The organism is Methylobacterium sp. E-065, assembly GCF_022829605.1.
Taxonomy (GTDB): domain Bacteria; phylum Pseudomonadota; class Alphaproteobacteria; order Rhizobiales; family Beijerinckiaceae; genus Methylobacterium.
In genome coordinates this window covers 19,294-34,305 of record NZ_JAKSYD010000106.1, presented here as the reverse complement: position 1 = coordinate 34,305, position 15,012 = coordinate 19,294, and the positions used below count along the sequence as shown (strand labels likewise).

At 66.9% G+C, this 15,012-nt stretch carries 12 protein-coding genes and 2 pseudogenes; 8 read left to right on the top strand and 6 right to left on the bottom strand.

All coding sequences use genetic code 11. The annotated features are described in order from the left end of the window. Positions 1-49: 49 nt before the first annotated feature. The 6 genes and pseudogenes from MKK84_RS12080 (at position 50) to MKK84_RS12055 (ending at position 7,333) form a co-directional block, all read left to right on the top strand. The gene (locus MKK84_RS12080) at positions 50-1,111 is read left to right on the top strand and encodes an ABC transporter ATP-binding protein (protein WP_243920032.1); all 1,062 of its coding nucleotides are present in this window, start codon (positions 50-52) and stop codon (positions 1,109-1,111) included. A gap of 74 nt (positions 1,112-1,185) precedes the next feature. Then, on the top strand, positions 1,186-2,496 hold the full coding sequence (locus MKK84_RS12075; RefSeq protein ID WP_243920031.1) for an ABC transporter substrate-binding protein: 1,311 nt from the start codon (positions 1,186-1,188) through the stop codon (positions 2,494-2,496). A gap of 23 nt (positions 2,497-2,519) precedes the next feature. Continuing rightward, positions 2,520-3,476 carry a carbohydrate ABC transporter permease gene (locus tag MKK84_RS12070; protein ID WP_243920030.1) on the top strand — a complete coding sequence of 319 codons (957 nt, stop codon included), beginning with the start codon at positions 2,520-2,522 and terminating at the stop codon, positions 3,474-3,476. Between the two features lie 89 nt (positions 3,477-3,565). Next, a complete protein-coding gene (locus MKK84_RS12065; protein ID WP_243920162.1) occupies positions 3,566-4,411 on the top strand; it encodes a carbohydrate ABC transporter permease in 846 nt (281 codons plus the stop codon). Between the two features lie 295 nt (positions 4,412-4,706). After that, positions 4,707-6,331 (top strand): annotated as a pseudogene (locus MKK84_RS12060) (dihydroxyacetone kinase subunit DhaK). 45 nt (positions 6,332-6,376) lie between these two features. Next, a complete protein-coding gene (locus tag MKK84_RS12055; RefSeq protein WP_243920029.1) occupies positions 6,377-7,333 on the top strand; it encodes a D-2-hydroxyacid dehydrogenase family protein in 957 nt (318 codons plus the stop codon). Positions 7,334-7,337: 4 nt separating this feature from the next. Here the strand turns inward: MKK84_RS12055 and MKK84_RS12050 are convergent, their stop codons facing one another. The 6 genes from MKK84_RS12050 to MKK84_RS12025 all read right to left on the bottom strand — a co-directional run bounded on the left by MKK84_RS12050 (position 7,338) and on the right by MKK84_RS12025 (position 13,733). Next, positions 7,338-8,429 (bottom strand): ABC transporter permease, encoded by a 1,092-nt coding sequence (locus MKK84_RS12050; RefSeq protein ID WP_243920027.1) that lies wholly within the window; start codon positions 8,427-8,429, stop codon positions 7,338-7,340. Then, positions 8,429-9,352 (bottom strand): ABC transporter permease, encoded by a 924-nt coding sequence (locus tag MKK84_RS12045; RefSeq protein WP_243920026.1) that lies wholly within the window; start codon positions 9,350-9,352, stop codon positions 8,429-8,431. The genes MKK84_RS12050 and MKK84_RS12045 overlap by 1 nt, the downstream gene beginning before the upstream one ends. Continuing rightward, on the bottom strand, positions 9,349-10,935 hold the full coding sequence (locus MKK84_RS12040; protein ID WP_243920025.1) for a peptide ABC transporter substrate-binding protein: 1,587 nt from the start codon (positions 10,933-10,935) through the stop codon (positions 9,349-9,351). The genes MKK84_RS12045 and MKK84_RS12040 overlap by 4 nt, the downstream gene beginning before the upstream one ends. Before the next feature lie 2 nt (positions 10,936-10,937). After that, positions 10,938-11,375, bottom strand: coding sequence for a GlcG/HbpS family heme-binding protein (locus tag MKK84_RS12035; protein ID WP_243920024.1), 438 nt, complete (start codon positions 11,373-11,375; stop codon positions 10,938-10,940). A 151-nt stretch (positions 11,376-11,526) separates the two neighbouring features. Beyond that, entirely contained in the window at positions 11,527-12,555 is a 1,029-nt protein-coding gene (locus tag MKK84_RS12030) for an alpha/beta fold hydrolase (RefSeq protein ID WP_243920023.1), read from the bottom strand. A gap of 104 nt (positions 12,556-12,659) precedes the next feature. Then, positions 12,660-13,733: a WcbI family polysaccharide biosynthesis putative acetyltransferase gene (locus tag MKK84_RS12025; RefSeq protein WP_243920022.1), complete on the bottom strand. Its 1,074-nt coding sequence runs from the start codon at positions 13,731-13,733 to the stop codon at positions 12,660-12,662. 191 nt (positions 13,734-13,924) lie between these two features. Between MKK84_RS12025 and MKK84_RS12020 the strand changes: the two are divergent. Beyond that, positions 13,925-14,251, top strand: a pseudogene (locus tag MKK84_RS12020) (MFS transporter); the annotation flags it as partial. 47 nt (positions 14,252-14,298) lie between these two features. Further along, entirely contained in the window at positions 14,299-14,424 is a 126-nt protein-coding gene (locus tag MKK84_RS35450; RefSeq protein ID WP_279599496.1) for a hypothetical protein, read from the top strand. Positions 14,425-15,012: the final 588 nt, after the last annotated feature.

The following is a 15,012-nucleotide window of genomic DNA, read 5'->3' as shown; positions in this document are numbered from 1 at the left end:
TACTGTATTCACAGAGCTGCCGACAGAGCGGCCTAGAACGGGAGGAAGCATGGCCTCGGTGGGAATCCGCGAGGTACGCAAGGCTTTCGGATCGACGAACATCCTTCACGGTGTCTCGGTCGACATCCGGGATGGTGAATTTGTCATCCTGGTCGGCCCGTCGGGCTGCGGAAAATCAACGCTTCTGCGGATGATTGCCGGGCTGGAGAACATCTCCGGCGGCGAGATCCGCATCGGCGAGCGGGTGGTAAACGATGTACCGCCCAAGGAGCGGGACATCGCGATGGTGTTCCAGAACTACGCGCTATATCCGCATCTCACGGTGCGCGAGAACATGGCGTTCTCGATGCGGATCCGGAAGGCAGCCACGTCCGAGATCGACCTGCGGGTCAATCGGGCCGCGCAGATCCTCGGCCTCACACACCTCCTCGATCGCTATCCGCGACAGCTCTCCGGCGGCCAGCGCCAGCGCGTCGCCATGGGACGGGCGATCGTGCGTGATCCGCAGGTGTTCCTGTTCGACGAGCCGCTCTCGAACCTCGACGCGAAGCTGCGCGTCGCCATGCGCACCGAGATCAAGGAACTGCATCAGCGCCTTAAGACGACGACGATCTACGTCACCCACGACCAGATCGAGGCCATGACGATGGCCGACCGGATCGTGGTGATGCACGATGGCGTCGTGGAGCAGATCGGACCGCCGCTCGACCTCTACGACCGGCCCGACAACTTGTTCGTCGCCGGTTTCATAGGGTCGCCGGCGATGAATTTCCTGTCCGGCAAGATCCGGGCGAACGGCAGTCTGACCTTCGTCACCGATACCGGCCTGACCATTCCGCTGACCGATGTACCGGCCGGGGTCGAGGGGAAGCCCCTCGTCCTCGGGATCCGGCCCGAGCATTTCGATCTCACCCCGGACGGGATCGCCGCAGAGGTGGTGGTCGTGGAGCCCACCGGCTCGGAGACCATGCTGGCCGTGCGTGCGGTCGGCCAGGATCTCACCTGCGTCCTGCGCGAACGCGTGACCGAACGGCCGGGTGAGACCGTCTTCCTGCGCCCGAACCGCGTGCACCTGTTCGACGCCGAGACCGGACGTCGTCTGCCGACCTGAACGGCTGTCGAGCTCTCAGACGGCGGGACGGCAAACCGGTCCGCCTAAGCAACACACCCAGGGAGAAGCCACCTATGCAAGGTCTCGATCGCCGCTCCCTCCTTGCCGGCGCTGCCGCAGCCGGCCTCGCCGCCGGCGGCGACCTACTCGGCTTCGCCAAGGCCTGGGCGCAGAGTTCCGAGTGGAAGCCCGAGCCGGGGGCCAGCCTGTCGCTCCTGCGCTGGAAGCGCTTCATCCCGAGCGAGGACGAGGCCTTCCTCAAGATGGTCGATGCCTTCACGCAGGCGACCGGCGTCAAGATCACGGTCAGCAACGAATCCTACGACGACATCCAGCCCAAGGCTTCGGTGGCGGCCAATACGGGACAGGGGCCCGACATGGTCTGGGGTCTGTTCTCGTTCCCGGCGCTCTTCCCGGACAAGTGCCTGCCCCTGGAGGATGTCGCCGACTCCCTCGCCAAGAAGTATGGCCCGTGGTTTCCGTCCGCGGAGGCCTACGGCAAGGTCAAGGGCAAGTGGATCGCGATCCCCGTGGCGTTCAACGGCGGATACCCGAACTACCGCATCTCGGCGATGAAGAAGGCGGGGTTCGACAAGTTTCCCACCGACACCGCCGGCTTCCTCGAACTCTGCCGCGGTCTGAAGAAGAACAATACGCCTGCCGGCTTCGCGCTCGGCCACGCCACCGGCGACGGCAACACGTGGTGCCACTGGGCGCTCTGGTCCCATGGCGGAAACCTGGTCGACGCCAACGAGAAGATCGTCATCAATTCGCCGGAGACCGCCAAGGCGCTTGAATACGTCAAATCGCTCTACGAGACCTTTGTGCCCGGCACCGTCTCGTGGAACGACAGTTCAAACAACAAGGCGTTCCTGGCCGGCGACCTGTATCTCACCAACAACGGCATCTCGATCTACGCCGCGGCCAAGAAGGACAACCCGAATCTCGCCGAGGACATGGACCACGCGGTCTGGCCGATCGGCCCGGTCGGCAAGCCGACCGAGTTCCAGCTCGCATTCCCGATCCTGGCGTTCAAGTATTCGAAGGCGCCTAATGCCTGTAAGGCGTTCATCGCCTTCATGATGGAGGCATCAAACTACAATCCGTGGCTGGAGCAAGCACAGGGCTACCTGTGCCAGCCACTGTCGAACTATCCCAAGAATCCGATCTGGACGGCCGATCCGAAGAACGCGGTCTTCGCCGAGGCCGGGCGGCGCTCCCTGGCGGCGGGCGGGCTCGCGCCGGTGAGCGAGCGCATCGCAGCGGTGCTGGCGGACTTCGTGGTGGTGGACATGTTCGCCAGCCACTGCACCGGCCGCGAGGACGTGAAGGGCGCGATCAAGAACGCCGAGCGCGCCGCCCAGCGCATCTTCCGCAACACCTGATCCCCGGCGCGAGAGGCGACAGCATGGCGCATACGGCCCTGACGCAGCCCGCCCCGGTCGCGGTTCCGATCCGCTCAAGCTGGCAGCGTTTGCGCACGAGCCGCGGCTGGGCGGGCTTCTGGTTCATGCTGCCCACCGCGCTGATCCTCGGCCTGTTCCTGGCCTATCCGCTGCTGAAGGGCATCTGGCTGTCTTTCACCAATACGCGGATCGGCCGGGACGGGGTATTCATCGGCCTGGAGAACTACGAATGGCTCTGGGACGACGACGTGTTCTGGCTCTCGGTGTTCAACACCTGCCTGTACACGGCGGTCGCGTCGGCGGTGAAGTTCGCTGTGGGGCTCTACCTCGCCCTGCTGCTCAACAAGAACATGCCGTTCAAGGCGATCGTCCGGTCGATCGTGCTGATTCCGTTCGTGGTCCCGACCGTGCTCTCGGCCATCGCGTTCTGGTGGATCTTCGACAGCCAATTCTCGATCATCTCGTGGTCGCTGCGCCATCTCGGGGTGATCGATGGCAACATCGACTTCCTGGGCGAGCCCGCCATGGCGCGCGCCTGCGTGATCTTCGCCAATATCTGGCGCGGCGTGCCGTTCATCGCGATTACATTGCTCGCCGGGCTCCAGACGGTCTCGCCCTCGCTCTACGAGGCCGCGACGCTCGACGGCGCCTCGAACTGGCAGATCTTCTGGCGGATCACTCTACCGCTGCTGACGCCGATCATCGCCGTGGTGATGACCTTCTCGGTGTTGTTCACCTTCACGGACTTCCAGCTGATCTGGGCCATGACCCGCGGCGGACCGGTCAACGCCACGCACCTGATGGCGACCCTGTCGTATCAGCGCGGCATCCTGTCGGGGACGCTGGGGGAGGGGGCCGCCATCGCCACCGCCATGGTGCCGTTCCTGCTCGCCGCCATCGGAATCTCGTGGTTCGGCTTACAGCGCCGCGCCTGGCAGGCCGGGGAGTCCGACCGTTGAGCGCACCCGCACCGCCCGCCCATGCCGATCCGCATCTCAATCCGGTACTGGCCGCACAGCCGGCCGGCCTCACCGACAATTCGGAGGGCATGGCCTATCTGGAGCGTCTGCCACGAAGGCTGGTGACCACGTACCTGCCGCTCGCGCTCATCCTCGTGGTGCTGTTGTTCCCGTTCTACTGGATGGCGCTGACTGCCATCAAACCGGACGAGCAGCTGATCGACATGGAGCACTACAACCCATTCTGGGTGGTGCAGCCAACGTTCAAGCATATCCACAAGCTGCTGTTCGAGACGCAATATCCGCGCTGGCTCTGGAACACGATGTACGTGTCGGTAGCCGCCACCGCGCTGTCGCTGTTCGCGAGCGTGCTCGCCGCCTATGCCTGCGTGCGCGTGCGCTATCGAGGCGCCGGCTGGGTCGGGGCAGCGATCTTCCTCGCCTACCTCGTGCCGCCCTCGATCCTATTCATCCCGCTTGCCACGATCATTCAGGCCTACGGGTTGTTCGACTCACCGATCGCCCTGATTCTCGCCTATCCGACGATTCTGATCCCGTTCTCGACGTGGCTCCTGATGGGCTATTTCAAGACCATTCCCTACGAGTTGGAGGAATGCGCCCTGATGGACGGTGCGAGCCGCTGGCAGATCCTCACCAAGATCATCCTGCCGCTTGCCTTCCCGGGCCTGATCTCGGCCGGGATCTTCTCCCTGACGCTCTGCTGGAACGAGTTCATCTACGCGCTGACCTTCCTGTCCTCGACGCAGAACAAGACTGTGCCGATTGCGGTGGTGAGCGAGTTCGTCGACGGCGACGTCTATAAGTGGGGCTCGCTGATGGCCGGCGCGTTGCTCGGCTCGCTGCCGCTGGTGATTTTGTACTCGTTCTTTGTGGAATATTACGTCTCGGCGCTTACCGGGGCCGTGAAGGAGTGAGGCCAAATCGGACTCGATTTTACCGGTCGTCCGAAACACAAACCTCACACTGAGGTGCCGCAGCGTCGCGAAGGCCTCGAAGGAACCCCTCTGGCGCGCCGCACGATCCCTGGAGCTCTCCTTCAAGGCCCGCCGATGCGGTCACGGCAGGATAAGGCTTCAGGTTGCAGAGGCGGGCGCTGCCCGAGCGCTCCGTTCGCAACGCCCGTGGCGGTTGCCCCAACGGCCGGATTGCGCAGACAATACGCGCTGCCGCCGACAGAGAATCGCGGACCGAACCACCGAAGGTCACGCCATGGCCCATTTCATTGACGCCCGCGCTACCGTGGTCAACGACGCCCTCGACGGTCTCTCGCCGCGAGCGGCGGACGCCTCGCCCGGCTCGACGGCGATCCCGGCATCCGCGTCGTGCTGCGCGCCGAGCTGGATTCCAGCAAGGTTGCGGTGGTGTCCGGCGGCGGTTCCGGTCACGAGCCGGCCCATGCTGGCTTCGTCGGGCCGGGGATGCTGAGCGCCGCCGTGTGCGGTGATGTCTTCGCCTCGCCGAGCGTCGATGCGGTGCTGGCCGGGATCCTTGCCGTGAAGGGGTCCACCGGATGTCTGCTCGTCGTCAAGAACTATGCGGGCGACCGGCTGAACTTCGGACTCGCTGCTGAGCGAGCGCGGGCCCTGGGCCATCGCGTCGAGACCGTGATCGTGTCGGACGACATCGCCCTTCCGGACGCCAAGCAGCCCCGCGGCGTCGCCGGAACCCTGTTCGTCCACAAGATCGCGGGGCACGCCGCCGAGGCGGGCGCTCCGCTGGAGGATGTGGCGGCTCTCGCCCGCCGGGCAGCGGCGGCGGCCAAATCGCTCGGCATCGCGGTCTCGACCTGCACGATCCCCGGCTCGACGCGCAGCGAGCGTCTAGAGGAGGGGCAGGCCGAGCTCGGTCTCGGCATCCATGGCGAGCCCGGTGTGGAACGCATCGCGTTGCCCCCGGCCGGCGCGCTTGCCCGCATGATGGCCGGTCGCCTGTCTGGTACTGTGGCAGGCGACCGGCTGGCGCTGCTCGTGAACAATCTCGGCTCGGCCTCCGCGCTGGAGATGCAGATCTTAACCCGGGCGGTACTCGCTACCGATCTCGGCAAGCGCGTCCGCCTGCTGATCGGGCCCGCGCCGCTGATGACGGCGCTCGACATGCACGGGGCTTCACTCTCGGTCCTGCCGCTGGATGATGCGCTCGAAGCCGCCCTGGTCGCGCCGGTGCCGCTGCCGGCTTGGCCCGGCGCGGTGCGGATCGCCCCACCGATCCTCCGCCTGATACCGGAGGGGCTGGCCGGCGAAACCTTCGCACCGTCGCTGGATCCAGTCACGAACGCGCGGATTTCCGCGGTCGCGCAGGCCCTGATCGCCGCCGAGGCGAAGCTCAACGCCTTGGACGCGAAGGTCGGCGACGGCGATGCCGGCACGACCTTCGCGGGCGCGGCGCGCGCCGTGCTGGACGATCTCGAAGGGTTGCCGCAGGCCGATCCCGCCGCCCTGTGCCGGGCCCTGGCCGAGCGGATCGGCCGGGCGGTTGGCGGTTCGAGCGGCGTGCTCGGCTCGATCTTCTTCGCCGCGGCCGCTGCTGCATTCGCCGACGGTGCCGCTTGGCCGGGTGCTTTGGCGCAAGGTGTGGCCCGGGTGCAGGCCTATGGCGGCGCCAAGCCGGGCGACCGCACGCTCCTCGATGCGCTGATCCCCGCGGTCGAAGCTTTGAGAGGTGGAGACCTCAGCGCGGTGGCCGAAGCGGCTCGCGCGGGTGCCGAGGCCACGGCCTGGATGGATCGAGCCGGGGCCGGTCGCTCCAGCTACCTCGCCGCGGGGGATCTCGCCGGGGTGCAGGATCCCGGAGCCGCCGGCGTCGCGGAGGCGTTCGCGGTGCTGGCCAGCGTGTAGCGCGCCGCGATTGACCGACGGTCAGACGCGGCCTACGCCATCGTCATGCGGACCTGCCTGATCCTCGACGATTACCAGCAGGTGACCCTGGCGCTGGCTGACTGGACGCGCCTCTCCGACCGGGTCGCCGTCTCCGCGATCGCGGAGCCTATCCCGGATCGTGAGGCTTTGGTCGCGCGGATCGATCAAGCCGAGATCTTGGTGATCATGCGGGAGCGCACGCCGTTCCCGGCTGCTTTGCTGGAACGGCTGCCGCGGCTCGAACTGCTGGTCACGAGCGGTCTGCGCAACCTCGCCATCGATGTCGCAGCAGCCAAGGCGCGGGGCATCACGGTCTGCGGAACGGATTCGAGCCCGACGCCGCCCACGGAACTGACCTGGGCGCTGATCCTGGGCCTTGCCCGACACATCCCGCAGGAGAACCAAGCGCTGCGCACCGGTGGCCCCTGGCAGAGCACCCTGGGGACCGATCTCGCGGGGGCGACGCTCGGCCTCCTCGGGCTTGGCAAGATCGGCACGCGGGTCGCCGCGATCGGGCGCGCCTTCGGCATGCGGGTGATCGCCTGGAGCCCGAACCTCGACGAAGGCCGGGCAGCCGCGGCCGGCGTCGAGCGCGCGGCCTCGAAGGAAGCCCTGCTGGAGGCGAGCGATGTCGTGTCGATCCACCTTGTGCTGGGCGAGCGGACGCGCGGCCTCCTTGGTGAAGCCGAGCTGCGCCGGATGCGAAAGAGCGCCTATCTGGTGAACACGTCGCGGGCCCCGATCGTCGATCAGGCGGTTTTGCGCCGGGCACTGGAGGAGGGCTGGATCGCCGGCGCCGGCCTCGATGTGTTCGAGATCGAGCCGCTGCCCGCCGACGACCCATTCCGCCGGCTGCCGAACGTCCTGGCGCTGCCGCATCTCGGCTATGTCACGCGGGACAATTACCGGACGTACTTCACCCAGGCGGTGGACGACATCGAGGCGTGGCTCGCCGGCTCCCCGATCCGGATTCTGACCTGAACCCCTACCCGGCCTGCGGATCCAGGGCGTCGGCGAGGCCGTCGCCGAACAGGTTGAGCGCTACCAGGGTAGCGATCAGGAACAGGGCCGGGGCGGCCAGCATGTGGGGCGCCGCCTCGATCGAACGCGCGCCATCAGCGACCAAGACTCCCCAACTCGTCTGCGGCTCCTGCACGCCGAGGCCGAGGAACGACAGGAAGCTTTCCAGCAGGATCACCTGAGGGACCAGCAGGGTCGCGGTCACCGCGACCGGACCGAGGGTGTTGGGCACGATGTGGCGCGTGATGATGCCCGGCGCCCCGACACCGAGCGCTTGAGCGGCGCGAACGAAGTCGCGCTCGCGCAGCGACAGCGTCTGGGCGCGGACCACGCGGGCCATGTCGAGCCATTCCACGGCTGCGATCGCCACCAGCATCAGCGTGAGGCTCGGGCGGAAGAACACCAGCAGCAGGATGACGAAGAACACGAAGGGCAGGGCGTACAGCACGTCCACGAACCGCATCATCGCGGCGTCGATCACCCCACCCAGGAAACCCGCCGTTGCGCCGTAGGCGACTCCGACCAGCAGGGCCACGAGGCTGGCCGCGAGGCCGATCGCCAGGGACACCCGTCCGGCCGTGAGGCAGCGGGTGAGCAGATCGCGGCCCTGCACGTCGGTGCCGAGCAGGAAATGCAGGCTCCGGATCGGCACCGTCACCACGAGGCTGCGGCCGCCGTCGCGCTCCTCCGTGATCGCGGGGGTGCCGAATAGCCCGGAGCGCGGGAGGTAGACGAGACTGCGCCGGTCTACACCCGCATCGGAGCCGAGGGTGAGACGCAGGGTGTCGCCGTCGCGCACCACCGCCTCGAGCCGGACCCGCATCCGGAAGGCAAGGCGCTCCAGCGCCGGGCCGAGATGGGCCGCATCCGGCTGCGCCGCCAGACCGGCCGGCAATTGGCGCAGGTCCGGATAGGCGCGGTCGGCATCGTGGCCGGTCAGGCCGGGGCCGACGAGGCACGCCAGCGCGATCAGGATCAGCACGGCAAGAGCTGCCAACGCACTGCGCATCCGAACAAGGCGGGTAAAGATCCCGCGCGCCGGGCGCGGCGCTGCCATCACGTTGCGACCCGCAGGCGCGGATCGAGCCAAGCGCAGGCGAGGTCGGCCAAGAGATTGAGGGCGATCACCAGCCCGGCAACCAACAGCACCGTGCCCATGACGAGGGTGTAGTCGCGGTTCAGCGCGCCCTCGACGAAGTAGCGGCCAATTCCGGGCAGGCCGAAGATCGTCTCGACGACCACGGATCCGGTGAGCAAAGATGCAGCCAGCGGCCCGAGATAGGCGACCACGGGCAGAAGCGCCCCCCGCAGCGCGTGCCGCGTGACGCGCATCGGCGGCAGGCCGAGGCTGCGCATGGTCCGCACCGGCTGCGTCCGCAATACCTCCCCGAGCGAAGCCCGGGTCAGCCGCGCCAGGGCGCCGACCTGCGGCAGGGCCAGGGTGACCACCGGCAGGACGAGATGGCTCGGTGCGCCGTCGCCCCAGCCGCTCAGAGGCAGCCAGCGTAAGCTGAGCCCGAAGGCGATCTGGAGGAGCGGCGCGACCACGAAGCTCGGCAGCGACACGGTCAGCGCCGCGCCGATGCCGAGGAGGCGGTCGATCGCGCCGCCGCGCTGGAGCGCCGCCGCGACGCCGAGCCCGACGCCGAGCCCCGCCGCGAGCAGGAGTGCCAGTCCCCCAAGCGTCGCCGAGACCGGTAGGCCCCGGGCGATCAGGTCGAGCACGCGCATGTCCCGGAACGAGAAGGACGGCCCGAGATCGCCGTGCGCAAGTGACGCGAGATAGCTGCCGAACTGCACGATCAGCGGCCGGTCGAGTCCGTAGACCCGCCTCAGATTCTCCATCGCGGCCGGTGCCAGGGGCCGTTCGAGGTCGAACGGGCCGCCCGGCGCGAGCCGCATCAGGAAGAAGCTGACGGTGATGACCGCGAGCAGTGTCGGTATCGATTGGGCGATGCGGCGGACGATGAAGCGGATCACGCCTCGAGCCTCAGGAAGCGCGTCGGCGCCGCGTTGCGGACATTCGGGTGATAGCCGTGCAACCGCGGCGCGATCAGCGCCTTCGAGCGGTAATGCATCAGCGGGATCCAGGGCAGTTCGCGCAGTGCGATCACCTCCGCTTCGTAAAGCAGGCTGGCCCGGCGGGCGAGGTCGCGCTCGGCGGCGGCCCGCGCCAGGAGCGCATCGTAGGCCGGATCCGACCAGTGGCCGGCATTGAAACCGTCGTTCCCGGTCTGGAGCAGGAACAGGAAGTTCTGCGGATCGGCATAGTCGGCGATCCAGCTCATGCGCGCCACGTCGAAGTCGCCGCCGTCGCGCAGGTAGGCGAAATGGGTCTTGGCGTCGGTGTAGACGAAGCGAGTTACGATCCCGAGGTCGCGCCACATCTCACCGATCGCCACCGCGACGGTGCGGTTGTTGTCGCTGACGTTGAACCGGTACTCCACCGTGAGGGGCCGGTCCGGTCCGAAGCCGGCCTCGCCCAGCAGCCGTCGGGCCTGTTCCTCATGGTCGATCGGGAGCCCTGAGCGCCCCGCAGTCTCGGGCGGGGTCCGGTAATTGTCGAAGCCGGGCGGGCAGAGGGAATAGGCCGGGCTCATGGTTCCGCCATTCAGCCCATCGGCCAGATACTCCCGGTCGATCACGAGCGACAGCGCCTGACGGACCCGCCGGTCCGAGAACGGCGCCTTGCGGGTGTTCACCGCCAGGGCCGCGAGTGCGAGAGAAGGTCCGAGCACCACCTGGGTGCCGAACCGCCGGCGCAGGTCGCCGATCTGATCGGCAGGCAGATCGGCGAGGGAGTCGAGTTCTCGAGCAGCGTAGCGGCGCACGGCAGCCGCCAGGTCGGAGGTGGGCACGAAGTCGACCCGCCGGATCGCGATGGAGGCCGCGTCGGGATGATGCGGATTGGCTTCCAGCCGGACCGCACCGCCCGGCACGTTCTCCGTGAGCCGATAGGCCCCGTTGGTGACGAGGTTGCCCGGCCGGGTAAAAGCCTCGCCGTAGTGCTCCACCGAGGCCCGATACACCGGCACGGCGGTCTGATGGGTGAGGAGTTCGAGAATATAGGGTGTCGGCTGTTCGAGGGTGATCGTAAGCTCATGCGGGCCTTCCATGGTGACGCCGAGGGCGTCCACCGGCTTTTCGCCGCGATTGACCGAAGCGGCGTTTCGGATGGGGAACAGGATCTCGGCGTATTTCGCCCCCGTGGCCGGGTCGAGGATGCGGTGCAGCGAGAACACGAAATCCGCTGCGGTGACCGGTTCGCCGTTCGACCAGCGTCCGTCAGGATTGAGGTCGAACCTGAGGGTCAGGCCGTCCTCTGAGACGCTCCAAGCCCGCGCGGCCCCCGGAATGATCGCGCCCAGATTGTCGTAGGTGAGGAGCCCATCGCAAAGGTCGCGCAGGATATGCGCTTCCGCCACCGTGGAGGAACGGTGTGGATCCAGGGTTTCGGGATCGGCATCGTTGCCGCGGCGGTAGATCGGTTCCGCTGCCGCGGCCGGGCGCATGCTTGCGAGCGCGGCGGCGCCCGCAAGCCAGTCGCGCCGGCGCGGATGCATGATCAGGCGCCGGTCTCCGACACGAGGCCGGCCGCCTCGATGCCTGCGACCGCGCAGATCTCGTCATTGTCTGAGGTATCGCCCGAGATGCCGACCGCGCCCAATAGACGGCCCTCGCCAGAACGGATGAGGACGCCGCCGGGCACCGGCACCAGGGCGGCGGGGCCGGCCAGATGGGTCACGGCCGCCACGAAGTAGGGCTGCGCCTCCGCGCGGGCATGGATCGCGCGGGAGCCGAGGCCCAATGCCAGCGCGCCGTTGGCCTTGCCGCAGGCGATCTCAGCCCGGCGCAGGGATGTACCATCCTCGACCGAGACGCATTTCAGCGCCCCGCGGGCGTCATAGACGACGACGGCCAGCGGTTTCAGGCTGCGTTTCCTCGCCTCCCGAAGCGCCGTATCGACGATGGTGCGGGCGGCTTCGAGGGTCAGATCGATCATCGGTGTCCAGAACTTGCGTCTTTTTGAGCGGTGATCGCGACCTTATGGGTGGTGTTGCGGCGGGTCCACCGCCGGGGAGCACCGTATACGACCGCGTGTGCCAACAGGTCCGGTAAACGTGACGCGCACCGTCGTGTGCCGTCTGGCCGGATCACGCTGCGCGATCTGCCGGACCGCCCGTGATGCTCGCGAGGAACGCCTCGTAGGCGGCCGTGACGGCGCCAGGCCGCTCAAAATGCGGAAACGCCCCGGTCGGCAAAGTGTCGATCCGCCAGTTCGGACGACCAGCGATGCGCGTCTCGTGCCGATAGTCGACGAAGTCGCCGCGCTCGCCGTGGACCATCCAGACCGGCAGGCGCAGCCGCTCGTAGAGGCGCGTCGTGTCGGTGGGGAAGAGGTGGCCCGACACGAAGCAGAACGGTGCGTGCTCCGCCCCGGGCTGGTGCGCCGAGGCGTGGTCGTAAGCGAGAAGGGGTTCGTCGATCTCCTTAGAGCCGAAGGTCTTTTGCAGGAAGAAGCGCATACTCGGCCGCGTCACCAGCGCATCGAACAACGGCCGGCCGAAAGGCGGCCGATCGAGAAGATTGAGCACCCAGTCGCGCCCGCGGTGACCATCCGGCGGTCCATCGCCGGAGAGCCGCCCGTCGAAGCCCGTGGGGCTGATGAGAGCGATGCTGCGATAGGCGTCGGACCGTTCCAGGCTCGCCCGCGCCAGGAAGGAGGCGGACAGGGACAACGCCATGGCGTCAACCGGGATGCCCCCGTGGCGATGTCGGATCTCCGCCACGATGGCGTGGATCGCCTCCACCATGAGCCGCGGCGTGTAGCGGCGGCGCGACCGTTCGGAGAAACCGAAGCCGGGGAGGTCGAGGGCGTAGACCGGCCGCGTCGTCCGGAAATGCAGGTAGAGCGGCCGGACTTCGTACGCGTTCGCGGCGGCGTTGATCGAGTGGATCAGCAGGAGTGGCACGCCCTCGGCGTCCGTCGACGCGTAGAACGAGAGATCCCCGGCGCGCCGGGTCGCGATCGTTTCGCGATGGCCCGGCAGCGCCGGCGGAAGAGGCATCCGATGATCGACGCTGAGCCGGCTCCACGCGAACAGGCCAGTAGCCGACCCGGCAAGCGTCAGGGCAGCCACAGCCGCGGAGCGGCCGGTGCGTCGCCGGGGCTGAAGGCTCATCGGGCACCTCATATCGGGCACGCCGGGTCGGGCGTCGGGCGACAACGCCGCTGGACGCAGGAAGTGCCGGGCCGAAGCTTCGCGATCGCCCGTGCCGTGATGCCCTACGAGGCGTGTCCGGCGAAGCTACCGGATCCACCGGCGCTGACCGAGGGTACCCGCGCCGCCGGCCGGGTCGGGGCATCGCCGCGGCCTGCCGCCTCGCGCAGGAAGTCGACGGTCGGCGCATCGTTGCGCCAGCCTTGGACACGCTGGGACACCAAGAGATCGCGCTCGCGCCGATCATAATTGGCGTAGGCGGCTGCCACGAACGCGGCGCGGCTCATCGTGCGGGCCGGCCCGGAACGCCGGGTCTCTGCTTTGAAGAACATGGCGCTGCCGGGAATACCGTAATGCTGCGCGATCTCTGGGTAGACCGGCCAGCTCCCCTGGCCGCCCAGATCGTCGGGCAGGAACGCATCGAGATCGCATTCCTCGAACGGGATGCCGGCCTTGGTCAGCAAGCCCCGGGCAAGATCGGACACGACGAACAGTTTCGTGTGGTTGATCGAGTGCATGAAGCACCCGCGCCGCGCCCAGCGGGTCAAATGGGTGTCGAGGTCGTAATCCGCCTGCCGGCCCAGACTCCGCAGGTAGGCCACCGATTCATCCCAGAGATCGAAGTAGCCGAGGCGCTCGAACACCGGCTCGGCGAACAGACGCAAGGCCTGCGCCTGCGAGAAGCCGGCGAGGTACGCGTAGAGCGTGATCGCCGAATGCGAATGCCCCATCGGGCCGGAGATCAGGCCGTTCAGCGTGACGGAATCCTGCACGCCGACATGGACCAGGTCCGGGTGGTAGGCGCCGAAGACGATCGTCGGGATCAGCCGCACCTTCGGATGGGTCCGCAGGGTGTCGATTGTGCCACCGCCCTTGAAGCGCGGCAGGTAGATGCTGGAAAAGACGTGGTCGTATCCATCAGCATGCGCCATCAGGTCGGCGAGCCGCGGAAAACGCCGTGCCGCCGTGAAGGCCGACACGAAATCGACCTGCGCATCGGGCAGCAGATAGCGCATCGCCTTCGCGATCGCGCCGGCTTGGCACACGCCGATGACGAGGATTCTCGGCGATCCGGTCCGTTTCTTCCCGAATTGCGCGAGGCGGTGCCGCGCGCGCCAGAGGCTATCGACGGTCAACATGCCGCTTCTCTCGCATGTCCGTACGCCGCGGGCAAACCGCAGCCCTTGGTTGAGATGCCTTGGCGAAGCCTCGGCGTTCTAATCCTTCGGCGGGCGCCGCGAAATGGCAGACCCGCGGCGCTGTTGAGGTCCACTGCTGGCCTGCATGGCGTGGCTCGCTCAAGCCGGACCATGACGCAAGGAGAACAGGCATGGCCCCGACGCAACCTTCGGATGCGATCCCGGAAATCGAGCGCGCAACGCTGCGCTGCGTGACCTGTTGCATCCTGCCATTCCTGATGCTCGCCTATTTCGTGGAGCTCGTGGACCGGGTGAATGCCGGCTTCGCGGCCTTGCAGATGAACCACGATCTCGGGCTCTCGGCCGAACAGTTCGGGCTGGGCGCTAGCCTGTTCTACGTGTCGTACGTGTTGTGCGAGGTTCCGAGCAACCTCGCCATGGAACGGTTCGGCGCCTGGATCATGATCACATGGGGATTGGTTTCGGCCCTCATGGCTCTCGCGGTGCGGCCGGCATCGCGCACATCGATGCCATAGGGAATATCGGTGGTTTCATCGGGACCGAGTTGCTCGGTTTCATCGAGGACGGGACCGGCAGCTATCCGCTGGGGCTGCTCCACCTGGTCGACCTTTCGGAGATGGAGTGCCTCCTCGTGCTCGGTCTCGGCTGCGGGCGGAAGCAGCCGGTCTAGGTCATTCGGGCATGATCGGATGTGCTGCATCCGTCAAGGGAACACAGGCGGAAATGGAATATCGAACGACCGCACTTAATAGCGCATCGAAAAAGGACCCGGTGAGGAACGTACTCATTGGAGCCGTTAGGCTCGCCGTTAAGTCGTGAGAAAGAGAAAATTCTGATCACTGCTGCTGAAAATCTTGTTCAGGCAGTGTCTTTAGGACGCATCACATCGTTGACATGCATGTGATCAGGCGTAAAAATTCGAACTTGGAGCATGAAGCTCTAGGATGTGGTGCCCGCGGACATGATGGCCGCTGGGTTGCAGATGGTCGAGGCATCAATGCTCGTCTGCCCAATAGTCCTGCAACGATAGCGGCATCGCTCCGGTTAAGCCATCGGCTGGCCGCTTGCCGTGAAGCCAAACAAGTATCGACGCCTTTAAAAGGAGGCGAGCTCGTGTTCGGCGCGCGGATGCGAAAACGAAATCTTTCGTTTTGCAAGACCGAGGGTGAAAATCCCTCTTACACGGATAAATTTCCAGCTCTGTGACCCAGCGACAAGCAACAAATTAGTTTCATGCGGGGAGGTTGCAGGTTTCCAA